Genomic DNA, 22,561 nt, shown 5'->3' on the forward strand with positions numbered 1-22,561 from the left:
CTCTTGCCATTCTCGATTCCCGATTCTCCATTCACTGGAAAACCCATGGGTATCAAATGCGGCATCGTCGGCCTGCCCAACGTCGGCAAGTCGACCCTGTTCAATGCGCTGACCAAGGCGGGCATCGCTGCGGCCAATTTCCCGTTCTGCACCATCGAGCCGAATGTCGGCATCGTGCCGGTGCCGGACCCGCGCCTCAATCAGCTGGCTGAGATCGTCAAGCCGCAGAAGTTGATTCCGACCGCGGTCGAGTTCGTCGACATCGCCGGCCTGGTGGCGGGCGCGGCAAGCGGCGAAGGGCTGGGCAACAAGTTCCTCGCGCACATTCGCGAGGTCGATGCCATCACCCACGTGGTGCGGTGCTTCGAAAACGACGACGTCATCCACGTCAACAACAAGGTCGACCCGATCGCCGATATTGAAACCATCGATACCGAGCTGGCGCTGGCCGACCTGGACAGCGTGGAAAAGGCACTCAACCGTGCCGAGCGCAGCGCCAAGGGCGGCGACAAGGACGCAGCGGCGCGCAAGCCGGTGCTGGCCAAGTTGCAGGCCGCGCTGGCCGACGGCAAGGCCGGGCGTGCAGCCGGTCTGGACGAGGATGAAAAGGCGCTGGTGCGCGACCTGTTCCTGCTGACGCTCAAGCCGGTGATGTACATCGCCAACGTGCTTGAGGACGGCTTCGAGAACAATCCGCACCTGGAGGCAGTGCGCAAGCATGCGTTGACCGAGGGTGCGGAAGTGGTGCCGGTCTCGGCAGCGATCGAAGAAGAGCTGTCGCAGCTCGACGACGAGGACCGCGACACCTTCCTGGCCGATCTGGGGTTGGACGAGCCGGGCCTGAATCGCGTCATCCGCGCCGCCTACAAGCTGCTCGGCCTGCAGACCTACTTCACGGCCGGCGTCAAGGAAGTGCGCGCGTGGACGGTCAAGGCTGGCTCGACCGCGCCGCAGGCCGCGGCGGTGATCCATACCGATTTCGAGAAGGGCTTCATTCGCGCCGAGACGATCGGCTTTGACGACTTCATCAAGCACCGCGGCGAAGCCGGTGCGCGCGATGCCGGGCGTCTGCGCCTGGAAGGCAAGGAATATCGCGTGCAGGAAGGCGACGTATTGCACTTCCGTTTCAACGTCTGATCCCGTGCGCGCGGCGCTGGTCCTCGCGCGCTTTCGGGAGTGGCGAAGAGTTCAAAATTTTTGTTGACACCGGGTGCGTCCCACAACAAAATAACGGGCTGCTTCACCCCGAACCGAATTCGCTTCATTGCGCACCGGTCCGGTAGTAAAAGCTGGAGGGATACCCAAGCGGCCAACGGGGGCAGACTGTAAATCTGCTGGCTTACGCCTTCGGTGGTTCGAATCCACCTCCCTCCACCAGTTTCACGTTGTGGCATGCAGTTCCCGGCGCGGGAGTAGTTCAACGGTAGAACCTCAGCCTTCCAAGCTGATGGTGCGGGTTCGATTCCCGTCTCCCGCTCCATTGAACGCAAATGCATGGCATAATGCAAAACTCGCTCACGTAGCTCAGTCGGTAGAGCACCTCCTTGGTAAGGAGGAGGTCGAAGGTTCGATTCCTTTCGTGAGCACCATTACTCAATCGTCTTCAACTCCAAACGATTACCGAGACACGCACCCATGGCAAAAGCTAAATTTGAGCGCACCAAGCCGCACGTGAACGTCGGCACCATCGGTCACGTCGACCATGGCAAGACCACGTTGACAGCCGCGCTGACCAAGATCGGTGCTGAGCGTTTCGGTGGCGAGTTCAAGGCGTATGACGCGATCGACGCGGCGCCGGAAGAGAAGGCGCGCGGCATCACGATTTCGACCGCACACGTCGAATACGAATCCCCGACCCGTCACTACGCGCACGTCGATTGCCCCGGCCACGCCGACTACGTCAAGAACATGATCACCGGTGCGGCGCAGATGGACGGCGCGATCCTGGTGTGTTCGGCCGCCGACGGCCCGATGCCGCAGACCCGCGAGCACATCCTGCTCTCGCGTCAGGTCGGTGTGCCGCACATCGTCGTGTTCCTGAACAAGGCCGACATGGTCGACGACGCCGAGCTGCTCGAGCTGGTCGAGATGGAAGTGCGCGAGCTGCTCAGCAAGTACGACTTCCCGGGCGATGACACGCCGATCATCCACGGTTCGGCGCGTCTGGCGCTGGACGGCGACCAGAGCGACATCGGCGTGCCGGCGATCCTGAAGCTGGTCGAGGCGCTGGATTCGTTCATTCCGGAGCCGACCCGCGACGTCGACCGCCCGTTCCTGATGCCGGTCGAAGACGTGTTCTCGATCTCCGGCCGCGGCACCGTGGTGACCGGTCGTATCGAGCGCGGCATCATCAAGGTTGGCGACGAAATCGAAATCGTCGGTATCCGCGACACCCAGAAGACCACCGTCACCGGCGTGGAAATGTTCCGCAAGCTGCTGGACCAGGGTCAGGCAGGCGACAACGCCGGTCTGCTGCTGCGCGGCACCAAGCGTGACGACGTCGAGCGCGGCCAGGTGCTGTGCAAGCCGGGTTCGATCAAGCCGCATACCGAGTTCGAAGCCGAAGTCTATGTGCTGTCGAAGGACGAGGGTGGCCGTCATACCCCGTTCTTCAAGGGCTACCGTCCGCAGTTCTACTTCCGCACCACCGACATCACTGGCGCCTGCCAGCTGCCGGAAGGCGTGGAGATGGTGATGCCGGGCGATAACGTGAAGATGGTCGTGACCCTGATCAATCCGGTCGCGATGGACGAAGGTCTGCGCTTCGCCATCCGTGAAGGCGGTCGTACCGTCGGCGCCGGCGTGGTTGCCAAGATCGTCAAGTAAGTGCCTGCGTCCAGTCGCCTTGCGGCGGCTGGATTCAAACGAATGGCGGGCCGGCTAAACCGCGGTCCGCCTTCGTTGTCTTAGGGTTTGCGGTAAACGAGTACATACGCCAGTAGCTCAATTGGCAGAGCAGCGGTCTCCAAAACCGCAGGTTGGGGGTTCGAGTCCCTCCTGGCGTGCCACTCCTCTTTCCGGCCCAGCGATTCGGGTCAGATCGGTAACTAGAGCCGGATGAATAGCAAAATCGAGCCTTCCAAAAGCGCGTCTGCTGCCAGCGCCGATATCGTGAAATACGTCATCTCCGCGCTCCTGGTGATCGCGGGGTTGTTTGTGTGGTTCTGGTTTTCTGCACCCGAGCGTGCCACGCAGTTTGGAGCCTGGACGCCGCAGTTGCGCGCGCTGGCTGTGATCGTGGGGTTGGTGGCCGGTGCGTTTGTGTTTCTGGGGACCGGCAAAGGTCGGGAAGCCCGTGAATTCATGTCCGAATCCAGGTTCGAGTTGCGCAAGGTGGTCTGGCCGACGCGCCAGGAAGCCATTCGCACGACCTGGGTCGTGATTGTTGTTGTGATCATTCTGAGTTTGCTGTTGGGCGGCTTCGACTTTGTCATCCAGAAGCTCACGCAGTGGTTCCTGGCTCGTTGAGGAGAATCAAGCAGTGAAGCGTTGGTATGTCGTTCACGCCTATTCAGGCTTCGAAAAATCCGTTGCGCAGGCATTGCGCGACCGTATCGCGCGCACCGAAATGGAAGATCGCTTCGGCGACGTCCTGGTGCCGACCGAAGAAGTCATCGAAATGCGCGCCGGCCAGAAGCGCCGGTCCGAGCGCAAGTTCTTCCCCGGCTACGTGCTGGTGCAGATCGAGACCCACGAAGAAGCCGGTATTCCGCGCATCGACAATGAAAGCTGGCACCTGGTGAAGGAAACTTCCAAGGTGATGGGCTTCATCGGCGGCACCGCCGACCGTCCGTTGCCGATCCGCGACGAAGAGGCGGATGCGATCCTGCAGCGTGTGCAGGATGGCGTCGAGAAGCCGCGTCCGAAGGTGCTGTTCGAGCCGGGCCAGATGGTGCGCGTCACCGACGGTCCGTTCAACGACTTCAACGGCGTCGTGGAAGAAGTCAATTACGAGAAGAGCCGGTTGCGGGTTGCCGTGCTCATCTTCGGCCGCTCCACGCCGGTCGAGCTCGAGTTCGGTCAGGTCGAGAAGGGCTGAGGTCGGTTGGGCGCTGTCTAGGCGCCCGCCTCGAATGCTGCTATAGTGCGCGGCTCGCTCACCTGGCGAACCGCCGGGAATCAATGGCTGCCGCATGGCAGCCATCTGCGTGTGGTCAGAAACGTGAAGCCGGGACACGTGATTTCCCGGTCCGATGGGGAGCCTGCAGTCAAGGCGCTAGCACCCGGAGAGTATCGAAATGGCAAAGAAGATAACTGCTTACATCAAGTTGCAGGTCAAGGCCGGTCAGGCCAATCCTGCGCCGCCGGTCGGCCCTGCACTGGGTCAGCGCGGTCTGAACATCATGGAGTTCTGCAAGGCGTTCAATGCAGCGACCTCCAAGCTGGAGCCGGGTCTGCCGACGCCGGTGGTGATCACCGCGTATTCCGACCGTACCTTCACCTTCATCACCAAGAGCACCCCGGCCAGCGTGCTGCTCAAGAAGGCCGCAGGCGTGACCTCCGGTTCCAAGCGCCCCAACACCGACAAGGTGGGCAAGGTGACGCGCAAGCAGCTGGAAGAGATCGCCAAGGTCAAGGAAGCCGATTTGACGGCGGCCGAGCTGGAAGCGGCAGTGCGCACGATTGCGGGTTCTGCCCGCAGCATGGGTTTGACGGTGGAGGGCTAAGACATGGCACAGAGCAAGCGCGTTAAGGCCATTGCGGCCGCTGTCGTTCCGGGCAAGACCTATGCCTTCGAAGACGCAATCAAGATCCTGAAGACCGTTGCCAAGGCCAAGTTCGTCGAGTCGATCGACGTTGCCGTGCGCCTGGGCGTGGACGCCAAGAAGTCCGACCAGCAGGTGCGCGGTTCGACCGTGCTGCCGGCCGGTACCGGCAAGAGCGTGCGCGTTGCGGTGTTCGCACCGGCCGGCGCCAAGGCTGACGAAGCCCTGGCCGCTGGTGCCGAGGCGGTGGGCATGGACGACCTGGCCGAGAAGATGCAGGCCGGCGACCTGAGCTACGACGTGGTCATCGCGACCCCGGACGCGATGCGCGTCGTCGGTAAGCTCGGCACCCTGCTGGGCCCGCGTGGCCTGATGCCGAACCCGAAGGTCGGCACCGTGTCGGCCAACCCGGGCGAAGCGGTCAAGAATGCCAAGTCGGGTCAGGTGCGTTACCGCACCGACAAGGCCGGCATCATCCACTGCACCATCGGCAAGGCCAGCTTCGATGACGAAGCGCTGAAGTCGAACCTGCAGGCACTGCTGGTCGATCTGATCAAGGCCAAGCCGGCCACCTCCAAGGGGACCTACCTGCAGAAGGTGTCGGTCAGCTCGACGATGGGTCCTGGCGTGACGGTCGACCAGTCGAGCCTTGCACTGAAGTGAGTTGAGGGGTCGGGCCTGTCATGGGCCTGAGCCGTCGATGGAGTACAGCATTGTTTTTCCGGCCCGGGTCACCGTGTGCTGGGAGTCCGTTCCCTCCTTTGGGGTAACGGACATTTTGAAGGCGATCGCCGGCTTGTCCGGCGGTAGCCGTCAAAGACCGCAGGCGCGGTCAGCGCAGATCGACGACGGGCACGGATGCTCGCACTGGCAAGGAGTCGCCGTCGATGCAGCGGGATCGCTTAATCAGGTTCGCAAGAGCCGGCCGGCGTAGATGGTGTCGCCCTTCTGGAGCTTTCTGGTTTACGCGCGTCTGGGACATCCCGGATCGAGCCCACTCCAGGTCTAGAACGGCCACCAAAGGAACATCGGTCGATGTTCCCGGCTTCCAGGAAGGAGGCTGCCCTGGACCGCAACCGGCAGGAGCCGCGAGCGGAGTAGTTTGAAGCGGGGATTAGGGATTCGGCATTGGGGATTTGCAGGAGCGGCTTCATGGCTTTCGACGAATCACCAATCGCCAATCACCCATCCCGGCTTTAACGGAGGAGTGCAATGGCTCTCAATCTGTCTCAGAAGCAAGAAGTAGTCGCCGAGCTGGCAGACATCGCCGCCAAGGCTCACTCCTTGATCGCCGCCGAATACGCTGGCATCACGGTCTCCCAGATGACCGCGATGCGCAAGCAGGCCCGCGAAACCGGTGTGTTCTTGAAAGTTGTCAAGAACACCCTGGCTGCGCGCGCCGTTGAAGGTACCGAGTTCGCTGTCGTCGCTGACAAGCTGGTCGGTCCTTTGCTGTATGCGTTTTCGATGGAGGAGCCCGGCGCTGCCGGTCGCCTGATCAAGGAATTCGCCAAGGGCAACGACAAGTTGCAGGCCAAGGTCGTGTCCATCGGCGGGGAACTGTTCCCGGCGGGCCACGTCGACGTGTTGGCTTCGCTGCCGACCCGCGACCAGGCCCTGGCCATGCTGGCCCGCGTGCTGTCCGAACCGGCTGCCATGTTTGCCCGTGCCGTCAAGGCCGTGGGCGACAAGCAGGGTGGTGGCGACGAAGCCGCCGCGCCGGTCGCCGAGACTGCCGAAGCTTGATGTCCTAGCATTCGCTAGAACCCCAATCCAGAAAATCATTTAAAGGTAATCACAATGTCCCTTACCAACGAACAGATCGTCGACGCCATCGCCGAGAAGTCCCTGATGGAAGTGATGGAGCTGGTCAAGGCCATCGAAGAGAAGTTCGGCGTCTCCGCCGCCGCTCCGGTCGCTGCTGCTGCAGCTGGCCCGGCCGCCGTGGTCGAAGAGCAGACCGAGTTCAACGTGGTGCTGACCAACTGTGGCGCCAACAAGGTCGGCGTCATCAAGGCCGTCCGCGCCGTGACCGGCCTGGGTCTGAAGGAAGCCAAGGACCTGACCGAAGCCGGTGGCATGCTGAAGGAAGGCGCTTCGAAGGACGAAGCCGAGAAGATCAAGAAGGAACTGACCGAAGCTGGCGCGACTGTCGAAATCAAGTAAGCAGTACCTTGCATCGCCAGCGTTTCATGGTGATGCACTGAAGGCTGGGAGCGTAAAGCTCCCGGCCTTTGGCCGTTGATGGAAGGCCGGGATTTGAGAGTCGGCATTCGGGATTCGAAGGCAATCTTCGCGTATTCCCAATCTCGTCATCCCCAATCCCTGCTTCACCGAGTTGGTAGTTGGAAGTAGCGGGAGAAGGCGTGCTGGTGCCGGCAATACCAGCGACTTCCAACTGACAATTTTGTTATTTCAGGGCCGCCGCGACGCGGCCCCCGCAGCCTAGGGTGAAGACTCATGACGTCTTATTCGTTCACCGAAAAAAAGCGTATCCGCAAGGACTTCGGCAAGCAGCGCTCGATTCTCGAAGTGCCGTTCCTGCTTGCGATCCAGGTGGATTCCTACCGCGAATTCCTGCAGGAAGACGTGGAGCCGACCAAGCGTAAGGACCTCGGTCTGCACGCGGCACTGAAGTCGGTGTTCCCGATTTCCAGCTACAGCGGCAACGCCGCGCTGGAATACGTCGGCTACAAGTTGGGTCAGCCGGTGTTTGACGAGCGTGAATGCCGTCAGCGCGGCATGAGCTATGGCGCGCCGCTGCGCGTGACCGTGCGTCTGGTGATCTACGACCGCGAGTCATCGACCAAGGCCATCAAGTACGTGAAGGAGCAGGAGGTCTATCTTGGCGAAATCCCGCTGATGACCGACAACGGTACCTTCATCGTCAACGGCACCGAGCGCGTCATCGTCTCGCAGCTGCACCGCTCGCCGGGTGTGTTCTTCGACCACGACCGTGGCAAGACCCACAGCTCGGGCAAGCTGCTGTACAGCGCCCGCATCATTCCGTACCGCGGTTCCTGGCTGGACTTCGAGTTCGACCCGAAGGATGCGCTGTTCACCCGTATCGACCGCCGCCGCAAGCTGCCGGTGTCGATCCTGCTGCGTGCGCTCGGCTACAGCAACGAAGAGATGCTGGCCGAGTTCTTCGAGATCAACACCTTCCACATCAACCCGGACGAAGGCGTGCAGCTGGAGCTGGTGCCGGAGCGTCTGCGCGGTGAAACGCTGAACTTCGACCTGGCCGATGGCGACAAGGTCATCGTGGAAGCGGGCAAGCGCATCACCGCCCGTCACGTCAAGCAGCTCGAAGCCGCCGGCGTTGCCGCGCTGGCCGTGCCGGACGACTATCTGCTCACCCGCATCCTGTCGCACGACGTGGTCGATGGCTCGACCGGCGAACTGCTGGCCAACGCCAACGACGAGATCACCGAAGACCAGCTGGCGGCCTTCCGCAAGGCCGGCGTGGATGCGGTCGGCACCCTGTGGGTGAACGATCTGGACCGAGGTCCGTACCTGTCCAACACCCTGCGCATCGATCCGACCAAGACCCAGCTCGAAGCGCTGGTCGAAATCTACCGCATGATGCGCCCGGGCGAGCCGCCGACCAAGGAAGCCGCACAGAACCTGTTCCACAACCTGTTCTTCACCTTCGAGCGCTACGACCTGTCCACGGTCGGCCGCATGAAGTTCAACCGCCGCGTCGGCCGCAAGGACGTGCTGGGCGAGTCGGTGCTGTACGACAAGAAGTACTTTGCCGAGCGCAACGACGAAGAATCCAAGCGCCTGGTCGCCGAGCACACCGATACCTCCGACATCCTGGAAGTGATCAAGGTGCTCACCGAGATCCGCAACGGTCGCGGCGTGGTCGATGACATCGATCACCTGGGCAACCGTCGCGTGCGTTCGGTCGGCGAAATGGCCGAGAACGTGTTCCGCGTGGGCCTGGTCCGCGTCGAGCGCGCGGTCAAGGAACGCCTGTCGATGGCCGAGTCCGAGGGTCTGACTCCGCAGGAACTGATCAACGCCAAGCCGGTGGCTGCCGCGATCAAGGAATTCTTCGGTTCCTCGCAGCTGTCGCAGTTCATGGACCAGAACAACCCGCTGTCGGAAGTGACGCACAAGCGTCGCGTCTCCGCGCTGGGCCCGGGCGGCCTGACCCGCGAGCGCGCCGGCTTCGAAGTGCGCGACGTGCATCCGACCCATTACGGCCGCGTCTGCACCATCGAAACCCCGGAAGGCCCGAACATCGGCCTGATCAACTCGCTGGCCGTGTTTGCCCGCACCAACCAGTACGGCTTCCTCGAGACGCCGTACCGCAAGGTGCTGGACGGCAAGGTCTCCGACGACGTCGAATACCTGTCGGCGATCGAAGAGAACGAGTACGTGATCGCCCAGGCGAACGCGCTGACCGATGCCAAGAACATGCTCACCGAGCAGTTCGTGCCGTGCCGGTTCCAGGGCGAGTCGCTGCTGAAGCCGCCGGCCGAAGTGCACTTCATGGACGTCTCGCCGATGCAGACCGTGTCGGTCGCCGCGGCGCTGGTGCCGTTCCTGGAGCACGATGACGCCAACCGCGCACTGATGGGCGCCAACATGCAGCGCCAGGCCGTGCCGACGCTGCGTTCGCAGAAGCCGCTGGTTGGTACCGGCATCGAGCGTGCGGTTGCGCGCGACTCGGGCGTGACCGTCAATGCCTTGCGTGGTGGCGTGATCGAGCAGATCGACGCGGCCCGCATCGTGGTCAAGGTCAACGAGGCGGAAATCGGCGGCGGCACCGATGCCGGCGTGGATATCTACAACCTGATCAAGTACACCCGCTCCAACCAGAACACCTGCATCAACCAGCGTCCGCTGGTGAACGTGGGTGACGTGATCGCGCGCGGCGACGTGCTGGCCGACGGTCCGTCCACCGACATCGGTGAACTGGCGCTGGGCCAGAACATGCTGATCGCGTTCATGCCGTGGAACGGCTACAACTTCGAAGACTCCATCCTGCTCTCCGAGCGCGTGGTGGAAGAGGATCGTTACACCACGATCCACATCGAGGAACTGACCTGCGTTGCACGCGACACCAAGCTGGGGCCGGAGGAAATTTCCGCCGACATCCCGAACGTGTCCGAGCAGGCGCTGAACCGTCTGGACGAGAGCGGCGTGGTGTACATCGGTGCGGAAGTACGCGCCGGCGACATCATGGTCGGCAAGGTCACGCCGAAGGGCGAGAGCCAGCTGACCCCGGAAGAAAAGCTGCTGCGTGCGATCTTCGGTGAGAAGGCGTCCGACGTGAAGGACAGCTCGCTGCGCGTGCCCCCGGGCATGGACGGCACCGTCATCGACGTGCAGGTCTTCACCCGCGACGGCATCGAGAAGGACAAGCGTGCGCGTCAGATCGAAGAGTCCGAGATCAAGCGCGTTAAGAAGGACTTCGACGACCAGTTCCGCATCCTGGAAGCGGCCATCTACGCACGTCTGCGTTCGCAGATCGTGGGCAAGGTTGCCAACGGCGGTCCGAACCTGAAGAAGGGCGACAACGTCACCGACGCGTATCTGGACGGGCTGAAGAAATCCGATTGGTTCCAGCTGCGCATGAAGGACGAAGACGCCGCCGACGCCATCGAACGCGCACAGAAGCAGATCCAGGCGCACGAGAAGGAATTTGAAGCACGCTTTGCCGACAAGCGCGGCAAGATCACCCAGGGCGATGACCTCGCACCGGGCGTGCTGAAGATGGTCAAGGTGTTCCTGGCAGTGAAGCGCCGCATCCAGCCGGGCGACAAGATGGCAGGCCGCCACGGCAACAAGGGTGTGGTCTCCAATGTCGTGCCGGTCGAGGACATGCCGTACATGGCTACCGGCGAGCCGGTCGACATCGTGCTGAATCCGCTCGGCGTGCCGTCGCGTATGAACATCGGCCAGATTCTGGAAGTGCATCTGGGCTGGGCCGCCAAGGGCCTGGGTCGCAAGATCCAGCGCATGCTGGAAGCCCAGGCGGCGGTCAGCGAGCTGCGCAAGTTCCTGGACGACATCTACAACCACGACAGCGCGATCAATGCACAGCGCGTGGACCTGTCGCAGTTCAGCGATGAGGAATTGCTCAACCTGGGCAAGAACCTGATCGATGGCGTGCCGATGGCCACCCCGGTGTTCGACGGCGCCAGCGAAGCGGAAATCAAGCGCATGCTGGAACTGGCCGAGCTGCCGCAGAGCGGTCAGACCCAGTTGTACGACGGTCGTACCGGCGAAGCGTTCGATCGCAAGACCACGGTCGGCTACATGCACTACCTGAAGTTGAACCACCTGGTCGACGACAAGATGCATGCGCGCTCGACCGGCCCGTACTCGCTCGTCACCCAGCAGCCGCTGGGCGGCAAGGCGCAGTTCGGTGGTCAGCGCTTCGGTGAGATGGAAGTCTGGGCGCTGGAAGCCTACGGCGCGGCCTACACCCTGCAGGAAATGCTGACGGTGAAGTCCGACGACGTGCAGGGCCGCAACCAGATGTACAAGAACATCGTCGATGGTGAGCACGAGATGGTCGCGGGCATGCCGGAATCCTTCAACGTGTTGGTGAAGGAAATCCGCTCGCTGGCGATCAACATGGAACTGGAAGAGTGATCGCGCCGGATCCCGGCGCCGCAACGCGGTGCCGGGAGCCGGAACGTAAGTCCCTCGGTTTCATCTCAGATACGAAATTCCTCCGACCCGGAGATATCAAATGAAAGACCTGCTCAACCTCTTCAATCAACAGCGCCAGACGCTGGATTTCGACGCGATCAAGATCGCGCTGGCATCGCCGGACCTGATCCGTTCGTGGTCCTACGGCGAAGTGAAGAAGCCCGAAACCATCAACTACCGGACCTTCAAGCCCGAGCGTGACGGCCTGTTCTGCGCCGCCATCTTCGGACCGATCAAGGACTATGAGTGCCTGTGCGGCAAGTACAAGCGCATGAAGCACCGCGGCGTGGTCTGCGAAAAGTGCGGCACCGAAGTCACCCTGGCCAAGGTGCGTCGCGAGCGCATGGGTCACATCGACCTGGCCTCGCCGGTCGCGCACATCTGGTTCCTCAAGTCGCTGCCCTCGCGCATCGGCCTGATGTTGGACATGACCCTGCGTGACATCGAGCGCGTGCTGTACTTCGAAGCCTACGTGGTCACCGAGCCGGGCCTGACCCCGCTCGAGCGCCGCCAGCTGCTGACCGAAGAGCAGTACCTGACCGCACGCCAGGAGTACAACGACGACTTCGACGCCGCCATGGGCGCCGAGGCCGTGTACGAATTGCTGCGCACGATCGACCTGCAGTCGGAAATGACCCGCCTGCGCGAGGAAATCGCCAGCACCGGTTCGGAAACCAAGCTCAAGCGCCTCACCAAGCGCATCAAGCTGATCGAAGCCTTCCTGGAATCGGGCAACCGTCCGGAGTGGATGGTCATGACCGTGCTGCCGGTGCTGCCGCCGGACCTGCGTCCGCTGGTGCCGCTGGATGGCGGCCGCTTCGCGACCTCGGATCTGAACGATCTGTACCGCCGCGTGATCAACCGCAACAACCGTCTGCGTCGTCTGCTCGAGCTCAATGCGCCGGACATCATCGTGCGCAACGAGAAGCGCATGCTGCAGGAATCGGTCGATGCGCTGCTGGACAACGGCCGTCGCGGCCGTGCCATCACCGGCACCAACAAGCGTCCGCTGAAGTCGCTGGCCGACATGATCAAGGGCAAGCAGGGCCGGTTCCGTCAGAACCTGCTCGGCAAGCGCGTGGACTACTCCGGTCGTTCGGTCATCACCGTCGGTCCTTACCTCAAGCTGCACCAGTGCGGCCTGCCGAAGAAGATGGCGCTGGAGCTGTTCAAGCCGTTCGTGTTCGCCAAGCTGCAGCGTCGCGGCCTGGCCACCACCATCAAGGCCGCCAAGAAGCTGGTCGAGCGCGAAGAAGCCGAAGTCTGGGACATCCTGGAAGAAGTGATCCGCGAGCATCCGGTGCTGCTGAACCGTGCGCCGACCCTGCACCGCCTGGGCATCCAGGCGTTCGAGCCGGTGTTGATCGAAGGCAAGGCCATCCAGCTGCATCCGCTGGTGTGTACTGCGTTCAACGCCGACTTCGACGGTGACCAGATGGCCGTCCACGTGCCGCTCTCGCTGGAAGCCCAGCTGGAAGCGCGTGCGCTGATGATGTCCACCAACAACATCCTGTCGCCGGCCAACGGCGAGCCGATCATCGTGCCGTCGCAGGACGTGGTGTTGGGCCTGTACTACATGAGCCGCGCCCTGGAGAACAAGAAGGGCGAAGGCATGGTGTTCGCCAACACCAGCGAAGTGAAGCGCGCCTACGACAACCGCGTGGTGGAACTGCACGCCAAGGTCAAGGTCCGCATCACCCAGGTGGACGTGGAAGCCGACGGCAAGCGCAGCAGCGGCACCTCGATCGTGGACACCACGGTCGGTCGTGCGCTGCTGAGCGAAATCCTGCCCGAAGGCCTGCCGTTCCAGCTGGCCAACACCGAGATGACCAAGAAGAACATCTCGCGCCTGATCAACTCCAGCTACCGTCTGCTGGGCTTGAAGGACACCGTCGTGTTCGCCGACAAGCTGATGTACACCGGCTATGCCTACGCAACCCGCGCAGGCGTGTCGATCGGCATCGACGACATGCTGATCCCGGACGAGAAGAAGGGCATCCTCACCGAGGCCGAAGCCGAAGTGCTGGAGATCCAGGAACAGTACCAGTCCGGTCTGGTCACCGCCGGCGAGCGCTACAACAAGGTCGTGGACATCTGGTCGCGCACCAGCGAGCGCATCGCCAAGGCGATGATGGACACCATCGGTACCGAGAAGGTCGAAAATGCCAAGGGCGAAACCATCGATCAGAAGTCGATGAACTCGCTGTACATCATGGCCGACTCCGGTGCGCGTGGTAGCCAGGCGCAGATCCGTCAGCTGGCCGGCATGCGCGGCCTGATGGCGCGTCCAGATGGCTCGATCATCGAGACGCCGATCAAGGCGAACTTCCGCGAAGGCCTGAACGTGCAGGAGTACTTCAACTCCACCCACGGTGCCCGTAAGGGTCTGGCCGATACCGCGCTCAAGACCGCGAACTCGGGGTATCTGACCCGTCGTCTGGTCGACGTGGCGCAGGACGTGGTGATCACCGAGGTCGATTGCGGCACCACCGAAGGGTTGATCATGACCCCGATCGTGGAAGGCGGCGACGTGGTGGAACCGTTGCGCGAGCGCGTGCTGGGCCGTGTGGTGGCCGAGGACGTGTACCTGCCGGGCAACGACGAAGAGCCGATCGTCACCCGCAACACGCTGCTGGACGAAGCCTGGGTTGCCAAGCTGGAAGACGCCAGCGTGCAGTCGGTGAAGGTGCGTTCGACCATCAGCTGCGAATCCTCGTTCGGCGTGTGCGCACGCTGCTACGGTCGCGATCTCGCTCGCGGTCACCAGGTCAACATCGGTGAGGCGGTCGGCGTCATTGCGGCGCAGTCGATCGGTGAGCCGGGTACCCAGCTGACCATGCGTACGTTCCACATCGGTGGCGCGGCATCGCGTGCGGCGGCGGTGGACAACATCACCGTCAAGACCACCGGTTCGGTGAAGTTCAACAACCTCAAGTCGGTGGCGCACGCCAGCGGCGCGCTGGTCGCTGTCTCGCGTTCGGGCGAACTGTCCGTGCTCGACGGCCATGGCCGCGAGCGCGAGCGTTACAAGCTGCCGTACGGCGCCACCATCACCGCCAAGGATGGTGATGCGGTCAAGGCCGGGCAGGGCGTGGCGAACTGGGATCCGCATAACCACCCGATCGTGTCGGAAGTGGCCGGTTTCATCCGCTTCATCGACTTCGTCGACGGCGTCACCGTCATCGAGAAGACCGACGAACTGACCGGTCTGGCCTCGCGCGAAATCACCGACCCGAAGCGTCGCGGTGCACATGCCAAGGAGCTGCGCCCGATCGTGCGCATCGTCGACGGCAAGGGCAACGACCTGACGATCCCGAATACGGATCTGCCGGCGCAGTACCTGTTGCCGCCGCGCTCCATCGTCAACCTGCAGGACGGCGCCGCCGTCGGCGTGGGCGACGTGGTCGCCAAGATCCCGCAGGAAGCGTCCAAGACCCGCGACATCACCGGTGGTCTGCCGCGCGTTGCCGACCTGTTCGAAGCGCGCAAGCCGAAGGATCCGGCGATCCTGGCCGAGCGCTCGGGCATCATCAGCTTCGGTAAGGACACCAAGGGCAAGCAGCGCCTGATCATCAAGGATACCGATGGGTCGGAACACGAAGAGCTGATCCCCAAGTACCGCCAGATCATCGTGTTCGAAGGCGAGCATGTGACCAAGGGCGAGACCGTGGTGGACGGCGAGCCGAGCCCGCAGGACATCCTGCGTCTGCTGGGTGTCGAGCCGCTGGCCGCGTATCTGGTCAAGGAAATCCAGGACGTGTATCGCCTGCAGGGCGTGAAGATCAACGACAAGCACATCGAGGTGATCACCCGCCAGATGCTGCGCAAGGTCGAGATCACCGACCAGGGCACCAGCAAGTTCCTCAACGGCGAGCAGGTCGAGCGCCAGCGCGTCATCGAGGAAAATGCCCGCCTGGTCAAGCGCAACGAGCTGCCGGCGAAGTACGATCCGGTGCTGCTGGGTATCACCAAGGCCTCGTTGGCCACCGAGTCGTTCATCTCGGCGGCCTCGTTCCAGGAGACCACCCGCGTGTTGACCGAGGCTGCCGTGCGCGGCACCCGCGACAACCTGCGCGGTCTGAAGGAAAACGTGATCGTGGGTCGTCTGATCCCGGCCGGTACCGGTCTGGCGTATCACGCCGGACGTCGCAAGTCGTCGGGTCTGACCGACTCGGAAATGGAAACGCTGTCGGGCAAGCCGACGGTTGCCGAACCGGTCGCAGCCGTGGCCGACGCTGGCGCGGACGAGGAGTAAGCGCTCCGACGGCGGTTGCAAGATCGCCGTAAGCCAAGCGAAAAGGAGGGCAGGAGGCCCTCCGTTTTCCGGCCTTTGGATGGGCCAGCAGGGTTAGATTTCCGTGAAGTTGACGGAGTTTCGTCCTGCCAGCTATACTTCCCTGTCTCGGCGGGCCGTTTTTCGGCCTGCCTTTGTTTTCGTGCAAGGCCGTCTCGGCCTCTCAATCAGAAGAATCAACTGATGACGACGATCAATCAGCTGGTCCGCAAGCCTCGGCAAGCGACCACCTACAAGAGTGCCTCTCCGGCACTGGACAAGTGTCCGCAGCGCCGTGGCGTCTGCACACGCGTCTATACCACTACCCCGAAGAAGCCGAACTCGGCCCTGCGTAAGGTTGCCAAGGTGCGCCTGACGAACCAGGAAGAGGTCATCAGCTACATCGGTGGTGAAGGCCACAACCTGCAGGAGCACTCCGTGGTCCTGATTCGCGGTGGCCGCGTCAAGGATCTTCCCGGTGTGCGTTATCACACCGTCCGTGGTTCGCTGGACGCCGCCGGCGTCGCAAAGCGCCGTCAAGGTCGTTCCAAGTACGGCGCCAAGCGCCCGAAGAGCTAAGGAAACACTCCAATGTCCCGTAAAGGTTCTACTCCGCAGCGCACCGTCCTGCCTGATCCAAAGCATGGCAGCGAAACCATTGCCCGCTTCATCAATATGGTGATGCAAAGTGGCAAGAAGTCGGTTGCTGAGAAAATTGTCTATGGCGCGATGGACGTCATTGGCGAAAAGAATCCGAATGCCGTCGAGCTGGTGCAGAAAGCACTGGACAACGTGGCCCCGGCTGTCGAAGTTAAATCGCGTCGCGTCGGTGGTGCTACCTATCAGGTGCCCGTCGAAGTGCGCTCCTCCCGTCGCATGGCGCTGGCAATGCGCTGGTTGATCGATTCCGCGCGCAAGCGTGGCGAGAACACCATGCCGCGCAAGCTGGCTGCAGAACTGTTGGACGCCTCGGAAAGCCGTGGCGGCGCGATCAAGAAGCGCGAAGAGACGCACCGTATGGCGGAGGCGAACAAGGCGTTCGCACATTACCGCTGGTGACCTCGTGGGCCTTGGTAACGGGGCCCTTCAGCACCATCTGAGTGCTGTTTGCGACGCCTTTGGCGTCGCATCCAATCCGAAGGCCGCCGAAAGGCGGCGTTCGGCCATCCGAAATCCAAGAAATTGAGAGGCTCCCCGTGGCCCGCACCACCCCTATCGAGCGTTACCGCAACTTCGGCATCATGGCCCACATCGATGCCGGCAAGACCACCACCTCCGAGCGCATCCTGTTCTACACCGGTGTCAGTCACAAGATCGGCGAAGTCCATGACGGCGCTGCAGTGATGGACTGGATGGAGCAGGAGCAGGAGCGTGGTATCACCATCACCTCCGCTGCGACCACTGCATTCTGGTCGGGCATGGACAAGTCCATGCCGCAGCACCGCTTCAACATCATCGATACCCCCGGGCACGTCGACTTCACCATCGAGGTGGAGCGCTCCTTGCGCGTGCTTGACGGTGCGGTGTTCGTGCTGTGCGCCGTTGGTGGCGTGCAGCCGCAGTCCGAGACCGTGTGGCGCCAGGCCAACAAGTATTCCGTGCCGCGCATGGCCTTCGTCAACAAGATGGACCGTACCGGTGCCAACTTCGACAAGGTCGTCGAGCAGTTGAAGGCCCGTCTGGGTGCCTACGCCGTGCCGATGCAGGTGCCGATCGGCGCCGAAGACGGTTTCGAGGGCGTGGTCGACCTGCTCAAGATGAAGGCGATCCATTGGGATACCGCATCGCAGGGCACCACCTTCGAATACCGCGACATCCCGGCCGACCTGGTCGAGATCGCGACCGAGGCGCGTTCGTTCATGGTCGAGGCGGCTGCCGAAGCCAGCGAAGACCTGATGGATAAGTACCTCAACGAGGGCGACCTGAGCGAAGAGGAGATCCTGGTGGGTCTGCGCGAGCGCACCCTGAAGGTTGAAATCGTGCCGGTGTTCTGCGGCTCGGCGTTCAAGAACAAGGGCGTGCAGGCCATGCTCGACGGCGTCGTGCACCTGCTGCCGTCGCCGGCCGACCGTCCGCCGGTCCAGGGTATCGACGAGGACGAGAAGGAAGACACCCGTCCTGCCACCGATACCGCGCCGTTCTCGGCGTTGGCGTTCAAGATCATGACCGACCCGTTCGTGGGCTCGCTGACGTTCTTCCGTGTCTATTCGGGCACGTTGAACTCCGGCGACCAGGTCTACAACCCGGTCAAGTCGAAGAAAGAGCGCGTGGGCCGCATCCTGCAGATGCACTCCAACAATCGCGAAGAGATCAAGGAAGTGCGCGCTGGTGACATCGCCGCTGCCGTGGGTCTGAAGGACGTCACCACCGGCGACACGCTGTGTGCGCAGGACAAGGTCATCACCCTGGAGCGCATGGTGTTCCCGGAGCCGGTGATCTCGATGGCGGTGGAACCCAAGACCAAGTCGGACCAGGAAAAGATGGGCATGGCCCTGGGCCGTCTGGCGCAGGAAGATCCCTCGTTCCGCGTCAAGACCGACGAAGAATCCGGCCAGACCATCATCTCGGGCATGGGCGAGTTGCACCTGGACATCATCGTCGACCGTATGCGTCGCGAGTTCAATGTCGAGGCCAACGTCGGCAAGCCGCAGGTGGCCTACCGCGAAACGATCCGCAAGTCCGACGTCAAGTCCGACTACAAGCACGCCAAGCAGTCCGGTGGTAAGGGTCAGTACGGTCACGTGGTGATCGAGCTGTCGCCGATGACCGAGGAAGATCGCAAGAGCGACAACGTCAAGGACGATTTCCTCTTCATCAACGACATCACCGGCGGCATCATCCCGAAGGAATTCATCCCCTCGGTCGAAAAGGGTCTGCGCGAGACGATCACCAGTGGTCCGATCGCCGGCTTCCCGGTGGTGGGTGTGAAGGTCAAGCTGGTGTTCGGCTCGTACCACGACGTCGACTCCTCGGAAATGGCGTTCAAGCTGGCCGCGTCGATGGCGTTCAAGCAGGGCTTTGCGAAAGCCAGCCCGGTGTTGCTGGAGCCGATCATGAAGGTCGAGATCGTCAGCCCGGAGGATTACCTGGGTGACGTGATGGGCGACGTGAGCCGCCGTCGTGGCGTGCTGCAGGGTCAGGACGACAGCCCGTCGGGCAAGATCATCAACGCGATGATTCCGCTGGGCGAGATGTTCGGTTATGCGACCTCGCTGCGCTCGATGAGCCAGGGCCGTGCGACGTTCTCGATGGAATTCGACCACTACGAAGAGGCACCGGCCAACATCGCCGACGCCGTCACCAAGAAGGGCTGAGTTCGCTCAGCCGCTTCTCACAAATTTTTCAATTAGAGGTAGTTAGTCATGGCAAAAGCTAAATTTGAGCGCACCAAGCCGCACGTGAACGTCGGCACCATCGGTCACGTCGACCATGGCAAGACCACGTTGACAGCCGCGCTGACTAAGATCGGTGCTGAGCGTTTCGGTGGCGAGTTCAAGGCGTATGACGCGATCGATGCGGCGCCGGAAGAGAAGGCGCGCGGCATCACGATTTCGACCGCACACGTCGAATACGAATCCCCGACCCGTCACTACGCGCATGTCGATTGCCCCGGCCACGCCGACTACGTCAAGAACATGATCACCGGTGCGGCGCAGATGGACGGCGCGATCCTGGTGTGTTCGGCCGCCGACGGCCCGATGCCGCAGACCCGCGAGCACATCCTGCTCTCGCGTCAGGTCGGTGTGCCGCACATCGTCGTGTTCCTGAACAAGGCCGACATGGTCGACGACGCCGAGCTGCTCGAGCTGGTCGAGATGGAAGTGCGCGAGCTGCTCAGCAAGTACGACTTCCCGGGCGATGACACGCCGATCATCCACGGTTCGGCGCGTCTGGCGCTGGACGGCGACCAGAGCGACATCGGCGTGCCGGCGATCCTCAAGCTGGTCGAGGCGCTGGATTCGTTCATTCCGGAGCCGACCCGCGACGTCGACCGTCCGTTCCTGATGCCGGTCGAAGACGTGTTCTCGATCTCCGGCCGCGGCACCGTGGTGACCGGTCGTATCGAGCGCGGCATCATCAAGGTTGGCGACGAAATCGAAATCGTCGGTATCCGTGATACCCAGAAGACCACCGTTACCGGCGTGGAAATGTTCCGCAAGCTGCTGGACCAGGGTCAGGCAGGCGACAACGCCGGTCTGCTGCTGCGCGGCACCAAGCGTGACGACGTCGAGCGTGGCCAGGTGCTGTGCAAGCCGGGTTCGATCAAGCCGCACACCGAGTTCGAAGCCGAAGTCTACGTGCTGTCGAAGGACGAGGGTGGCCGTCATACCCCGTTCTTCAAGGGCTACCGTCCGCAGTTCTACTTCCGCACCACCGACATCACTGGCGCCTGCCAGCTGCCGGAAGGCGTGGAGATGGTGATGCCGGGCGACAACGTGAAGATGGTCGTGACCCTGATCAACCCGGTCGCGATGGACGAAGGTCTGCGCTTCGCCATCCGTGAAGGCGGTCGTACCGTCGGCGCCGGCGTGGTTGCCAAGATCGTCAAGTAAGTCCTGCAATCCGGCGGCTTCGGTCGCTGGATCCGCACGAACAAGGGTCGGCGCAAGCTGGCCCTTTTTCGTGGGCCGCGTCGGAGGCGCGCGCGTGGCCGGCGTCCTCATCGGGTAGGGCGCTTGCGCATGTAAAAGTGCCCCGCTATAATGCGCGGCTCGGTGTCCCTGGGTAGGGCGCTGAGTTACAGCGAAAAGAACGGCAGGATGCCGCTCGTGTTCGCCAGACCGGGAAGGTCGCGTTGCATGGAGCACTCAACAACTCACCTGTTGTTGACCGTGCTCTTGTTGCGCATTATACTTTTCCGTCTGGGCAGGCCGGTTTACCGGTCTGCCTCAGTTTTTGGGCGGAGGAAATGCCCTCGTCAGCAGGATGCATGGCGATTTCATCTACGTCAGGAATATCGGGGCAGGTATCCCAGAGGCCTTGCCCGTCGCTCTTTTAACGAAGGAAGCTTCCGTCATGTCGGAACAAAAGATCCGGATTCGGTTGAAGGCGTTCGATCATCGTTTGATCGACCGTTCGGCCAGCGAGATCGTCGAAACGGCTAAGCGGACCGGCGCGCAAGTGCGTGGCCCGATCCCGTTGCCGACCAAGATCGAACGTTACACCATCCTCGTATCCCCGCATGCCGACAAGGATGCGCGTGACCAGTACGAAACCCGCACGCACAAGCGTGTGCTCGATATCGTCGACCCGAACGACAAGACCGTGGACGCGCTGATGAAGCTCGAACTTGCGGCTGGCGTCGACGTTCAGATCAAGTTGACCTGAGGACTACGACCATGACGAAGAAATATTCGTTGGGCTTCGTAGGCCGCAAGGCTGGTATGAGCCGCGTCTTCACCGAAGACGGCCGCTCGGTACCGGTCACGCTGATCGAAGCAACTCCAAACCGCATCGCGCAGATCAAGACCGTCGAAGCTGACGGCTACAGCGCCGTGCAGATTACCGTTGGTGCCCGTCGTGCCGCGCTGGTCAACAAGCCGGCTGCTGGCCACTTCGCCAAGGCGAAGGTGGAAGCGGGTCGCGGCCTGTGGGAATTCCGCGTTGAAGATGCCCAACTCGGCGATTTCGCCGTCGGCGGCGAAATCAAGGCGGACATCTTCGAGGTCGGCCAGAAGGTCGACGTCCAGGGCGTCACCAAGGGTAAGGGTTTCCAGGGCACCATCAAGCGCTACAACTTCCGTATGGGCGATGCAACTCACGGTAACTCGCTGTCGCATCGCGCGCCGGGTTCGTTGGGTCAGCGCCAGACCCCGGGTCGCGTTTTCCCGGGCAAGAAGATGTCGGGCCACATGGGCGCCGTGCAGCAAAGCACGCAGAACCTGGAAGTGGTCAAGGTCGACGTCGAGCGTGGTCTGATTGCTATCCGCGGCGCCGTGCCTGGCGCAGCTGGTGGCGACGTGATCGTCCGTCCGGCGAGCAAGGCATAAGGAGAGATGACGATGGAACTCGTTATCACGGGTAGCAACAACAAGGTCTCGGTCTCCGATGCCGTGTTCGGTCGCGAATTCAGCGAAGATCTGGTTCACCAGGTCGTCGTCGCTTATCGCAATGCCGGTCGCGCTGGTACCAAGGCACAGAAGACGCGTTCGGAAGTTGCGGGCACGACCAAGAAGTCGAAGAAGCAGAAGGGCGGCGGTGCGCGTCATGGCGCGCTGACGGCTCCGATCTTCGTCGGCGGCGGCGTGACCTTCGCGGCCAAGCCACGCAGCTTCGAACAGAAAGTCAACCGCAAGATGTACCGTGCGGCCATCTGCGCGATCTTCTCTGAGCTTAATCGCCAGGGTCGCCTGATGATCGTCGATGCATTCGACGTCGAAACCACCAAGACCCAGGGTCTGATCGAGAAGCTGAAGGGACTGGATGTGGGCAAGCGCCCGCTGATCGTCACCGAGGAAGCCTCCGAGCACCTGTATCTGTCCGCTCGCAATCTGCCGTATGTGCAGGTGCGTGATGTGCAGGGTCTGGATCCGGTCGCTCTGGTCGGGGCCGATACGGTCGTGATCACCGCCGATGCGGTCAAGAAGGTCGAGGAGTGGCTGGCATGAGCAGCAACGAAAAAATCTTCAGCGTGCTGCGTGCTCCGCGAGTCTCCGAAAAGACCGCGCGCCTGCAGGAAATCTCCAACCAGTATGTCTTCGAAGTTTCGAACGAAGCCACCAAGGCCGATGTAAAGGCCGCGGTTGAGCAGCTGTTCGACGTCAAGGTCAAAGCGGTCAACGTGGTCAACGTCAAGGGCAAGAGCAAGTCCTTCCGTAACCGTGCTGGCAGCCGTGGCAATTGGCGCAAGGCGTACGTCCGCCTGGTTGATGGTCAGTCCATCGACGTAACGGCCAAGGCCTGAGGTCCA

The 22,561-nt window shown here is 62.3% G+C and carries 18 protein-coding genes and 4 tRNA genes; all 22 read left to right on the top strand.

What is annotated here, in order from left to right; all coding sequences use genetic code 11:
* The first annotated feature begins 45 nt into the window (after nucleotides 1–45).
* On the top strand, nucleotides 46–1,137 hold the full coding sequence (ychF, locus tag H7A86_RS04645) for a redox-regulated ATPase YchF (RefSeq protein ID WP_104582261.1): 1,092 nt from the start codon (nucleotides 46–48) through the stop codon (nucleotides 1,135–1,137).
* A 154-nt stretch (nucleotides 1,138–1,291) separates the two neighbouring features.
* A tRNA-Tyr gene (locus H7A86_RS04650) sits at nucleotides 1,292–1,377 on the top strand.
* 29 nt (nucleotides 1,378–1,406) lie between these two features.
* Nucleotides 1,407–1,480 (top strand) — tRNA-Gly (locus H7A86_RS04655).
* Between the two features lie 33 nt (nucleotides 1,481–1,513).
* Nucleotides 1,514–1,589: transfer RNA gene (locus tag H7A86_RS04660), tRNA-Thr, on the top strand.
* A 46-nt stretch (nucleotides 1,590–1,635) separates the two neighbouring features.
* Complete coding sequence (tuf, locus tag H7A86_RS04665) at nucleotides 1,636–2,826, top strand: elongation factor Tu (RefSeq protein WP_104582262.1); 1,191 nt, start codon at nucleotides 1,636–1,638, stop codon at nucleotides 2,824–2,826.
* Between the two features lie 106 nt (nucleotides 2,827–2,932).
* Nucleotides 2,933–3,008, top strand: a tRNA-Trp gene (locus H7A86_RS04670).
* Nucleotides 3,009–3,057: 49 nt separating this feature from the next.
* On the top strand, nucleotides 3,058–3,468 hold the full coding sequence (gene secE, locus H7A86_RS04675) for a preprotein translocase subunit SecE (protein WP_104560438.1): 411 nt from the start codon (nucleotides 3,058–3,060) through the stop codon (nucleotides 3,466–3,468).
* 13 nt (nucleotides 3,469–3,481) lie between these two features.
* A complete protein-coding gene (nusG, locus tag H7A86_RS04680) occupies nucleotides 3,482–4,039 on the top strand; it encodes a transcription termination/antitermination protein NusG (protein WP_016900683.1) in 558 nt (185 codons plus the stop codon).
* A gap of 199 nt (nucleotides 4,040–4,238) precedes the next feature.
* The gene (gene rplK / locus H7A86_RS04685) at nucleotides 4,239–4,667 is read left to right on the top strand and encodes a 50S ribosomal protein L11 (RefSeq protein ID WP_016900682.1); all 429 of its coding nucleotides are present in this window, start codon (nucleotides 4,239–4,241) and stop codon (nucleotides 4,665–4,667) included.
* A gap of 3 nt (nucleotides 4,668–4,670) precedes the next feature.
* Nucleotides 4,671–5,369, top strand: a complete 699-nt coding sequence (gene rplA, locus H7A86_RS04690) for a 50S ribosomal protein L1 (protein WP_104582263.1) — start codon at nucleotides 4,671–4,673, stop codon at nucleotides 5,367–5,369.
* Nucleotides 5,370–5,918: 549 nt separating this feature from the next.
* The gene (gene rplJ, locus H7A86_RS04695) at nucleotides 5,919–6,452 is read left to right on the top strand and encodes a 50S ribosomal protein L10 (protein WP_104582264.1); all 534 of its coding nucleotides are present in this window, start codon (nucleotides 5,919–5,921) and stop codon (nucleotides 6,450–6,452) included.
* A gap of 54 nt (nucleotides 6,453–6,506) precedes the next feature.
* Nucleotides 6,507–6,872 (top strand): 50S ribosomal protein L7/L12, encoded by a 366-nt coding sequence (gene rplL, locus H7A86_RS04700; RefSeq protein ID WP_008574194.1) that lies wholly within the window; start codon nucleotides 6,507–6,509, stop codon nucleotides 6,870–6,872.
* A 294-nt stretch (nucleotides 6,873–7,166) separates the two neighbouring features.
* Complete coding sequence (gene rpoB / locus H7A86_RS04705; protein WP_104535790.1) at nucleotides 7,167–11,318, top strand: DNA-directed RNA polymerase subunit beta; 4,152 nt, start codon at nucleotides 7,167–7,169, stop codon at nucleotides 11,316–11,318.
* A gap of 100 nt (nucleotides 11,319–11,418) precedes the next feature.
* Entirely contained in the window at nucleotides 11,419–15,633 is a 4,215-nt protein-coding gene (rpoC, locus tag H7A86_RS04710) for a DNA-directed RNA polymerase subunit beta' (RefSeq protein ID WP_104582265.1), read from the top strand.
* 222 nt (nucleotides 15,634–15,855) lie between these two features.
* Nucleotides 15,856–16,230, top strand: coding sequence for a 30S ribosomal protein S12 (rpsL, locus tag H7A86_RS04715; RefSeq protein WP_002811712.1), 375 nt, complete (start codon nucleotides 15,856–15,858; stop codon nucleotides 16,228–16,230).
* Between the two features lie 12 nt (nucleotides 16,231–16,242).
* A complete protein-coding gene (gene rpsG, locus H7A86_RS04720) occupies nucleotides 16,243–16,710 on the top strand; it encodes a 30S ribosomal protein S7 (protein WP_005993356.1) in 468 nt (155 codons plus the stop codon).
* Between the two features lie 137 nt (nucleotides 16,711–16,847).
* Entirely contained in the window at nucleotides 16,848–18,965 is a 2,118-nt protein-coding gene (gene fusA, locus H7A86_RS04725; RefSeq protein ID WP_046345811.1) for an elongation factor G, read from the top strand.
* A 48-nt stretch (nucleotides 18,966–19,013) separates the two neighbouring features.
* Nucleotides 19,014–20,204 (top strand): elongation factor Tu, encoded by a 1,191-nt coding sequence (gene tuf, locus H7A86_RS04730; protein WP_104582262.1) that lies wholly within the window; start codon nucleotides 19,014–19,016, stop codon nucleotides 20,202–20,204.
* A gap of 463 nt (nucleotides 20,205–20,667) precedes the next feature.
* On the top strand, nucleotides 20,668–20,979 hold the full coding sequence (rpsJ, locus tag H7A86_RS04735) for a 30S ribosomal protein S10 (protein ID WP_003486723.1): 312 nt from the start codon (nucleotides 20,668–20,670) through the stop codon (nucleotides 20,977–20,979).
* An 11-nt stretch (nucleotides 20,980–20,990) separates the two neighbouring features.
* Nucleotides 20,991–21,641, top strand: coding sequence for a 50S ribosomal protein L3 (gene rplC / locus H7A86_RS04740; protein ID WP_006450633.1), 651 nt, complete (start codon nucleotides 20,991–20,993; stop codon nucleotides 21,639–21,641).
* Between the two features lie 12 nt (nucleotides 21,642–21,653).
* Nucleotides 21,654–22,259, top strand: a complete 606-nt coding sequence (gene rplD / locus H7A86_RS04745; protein ID WP_016900669.1) for a 50S ribosomal protein L4 — start codon at nucleotides 21,654–21,656, stop codon at nucleotides 22,257–22,259.
* A complete protein-coding gene (rplW, locus tag H7A86_RS04750) occupies nucleotides 22,256–22,555 on the top strand; it encodes a 50S ribosomal protein L23 (protein WP_002811694.1) in 300 nt (99 codons plus the stop codon). Before rplD ends, rplW begins: the two co-directional genes overlap by 4 nt.
* Nucleotides 22,556–22,561 lie beyond the last annotated feature (6 nt).

The organism is Xanthomonas euroxanthea (assembly GCF_903989455.1).
Lineage (GTDB): Bacteria > Pseudomonadota > Gammaproteobacteria > Xanthomonadales > Xanthomonadaceae > Xanthomonas > Xanthomonas euroxanthea.

Bases quoted from the DNA above. Each gene is read 5' to 3' on its own strand.
- rplL (WP_008574194.1), top strand. From the start codon at position 6,507: ATGTCCCTTACCAACGAACAGATCGTCGACGCCATCGCCGAGAAGTCC.
- rplD (WP_016900669.1), top strand. From the start codon at position 21,654: ATGGAACTCGTTATCACGGGTAGCAACAACAAGGTCTCGGTCTCCGAT.
- tuf (WP_104582262.1), top strand. From the start codon at position 19,014: ATGGCAAAAGCTAAATTTGAGCGCACCAAGCCGCACGTGAACGTCGGC.
- rpsL (WP_002811712.1), top strand. From the start codon at position 15,856: ATGACGACGATCAATCAGCTGGTCCGCAAGCCTCGGCAAGCGACCACC.
- tuf (WP_104582262.1), top strand. From the start codon at position 1,636: ATGGCAAAAGCTAAATTTGAGCGCACCAAGCCGCACGTGAACGTCGGC.
- rpoB (WP_104535790.1), top strand. From the start codon at position 7,167: ATGACGTCTTATTCGTTCACCGAAAAAAAGCGTATCCGCAAGGACTTC.
- rplW (WP_002811694.1), top strand. From the start codon at position 22,256: ATGAGCAGCAACGAAAAAATCTTCAGCGTGCTGCGTGCTCCGCGAGTC.
- rpsG (WP_005993356.1), top strand. From the start codon at position 16,243: ATGTCCCGTAAAGGTTCTACTCCGCAGCGCACCGTCCTGCCTGATCCA.
- secE (WP_104560438.1), top strand. From the start codon at position 3,058: ATGAATAGCAAAATCGAGCCTTCCAAAAGCGCGTCTGCTGCCAGCGCC.
- ychF (WP_104582261.1), top strand. From the start codon at position 46: ATGGGTATCAAATGCGGCATCGTCGGCCTGCCCAACGTCGGCAAGTCG.
- rplC (WP_006450633.1), top strand. From the start codon at position 20,991: ATGACGAAGAAATATTCGTTGGGCTTCGTAGGCCGCAAGGCTGGTATG.
- rplK (WP_016900682.1), top strand. From the start codon at position 4,239: ATGGCAAAGAAGATAACTGCTTACATCAAGTTGCAGGTCAAGGCCGGT.
- rplA (WP_104582263.1), top strand. From the start codon at position 4,671: ATGGCACAGAGCAAGCGCGTTAAGGCCATTGCGGCCGCTGTCGTTCCG.
- rpoC (WP_104582265.1), top strand. From the start codon at position 11,419: ATGAAAGACCTGCTCAACCTCTTCAATCAACAGCGCCAGACGCTGGAT.
- rpsJ (WP_003486723.1), top strand. From the start codon at position 20,668: ATGTCGGAACAAAAGATCCGGATTCGGTTGAAGGCGTTCGATCATCGT.
- rplJ (WP_104582264.1), top strand. From the start codon at position 5,919: ATGGCTCTCAATCTGTCTCAGAAGCAAGAAGTAGTCGCCGAGCTGGCA.